This is a genomic window from Pseudomonas sp. EL_65y_Pfl1_R83 (assembly GCF_963970695.1).
In the GTDB taxonomy this organism is placed as follows: domain Bacteria; phylum Pseudomonadota; class Gammaproteobacteria; order Pseudomonadales; family Pseudomonadaceae; genus Aquipseudomonas; species Aquipseudomonas tritici.
The window spans coordinates 1-471 of record NZ_CAXAQI010000365.1; the positions used below are offsets into that span (position 1 = coordinate 1).

Consider the following 471-nt stretch of genomic DNA (forward strand, 5'->3'; position numbering starts at 1 on the left):
CTGAGAATCTCCAGCGAGTTCGGATTGAGATCGGCCGCAAAGTTCGAGGCATCCGGGCTCGGATTGGCGAACAGCTGATTGTAGATGCGGATCTCGGCCGGCTTCGAGCTCGCCGGCAGCCAATGCATGGTTGCCTTGACCTTGCGGCCGTCGGGCGCATTGCCGCCCTTGGTCGCGGGATCGTAGGTGCAGCGCAGCTCCACCACCTCGCCCTTGTCGTTCTTGATGACGCCCGTGCACTTGACGAAATAGGCATAGCGCAGCCGCACCTCGTTGCCGGGCGACAGGCGGAAGAACTTCTTCGGCGGATTCTCCATGAAGTCGTCCTGCTCGATATAGATCTCGCGGCCGAAGGTGATCTTGCGCGTGCCGGCGGAGGGATCGTCAGGATGGTTGATCGCCTCCAGCTCCTCGGTCTGTCCTTCCGGATAGTTCTCGATGACGACCTTGAGCGGCCGCAGCACCGCCATG

The 471-nt window shown here is 61.8% G+C and carries 1 pseudogene; it reads right to left on the reverse strand.

The annotated features are described in order from the left end of the window. A pseudogene (locus tag AACY08_RS29315) lies at positions 1-471 on the reverse strand (glutamine--tRNA ligase); the annotation flags it as partial.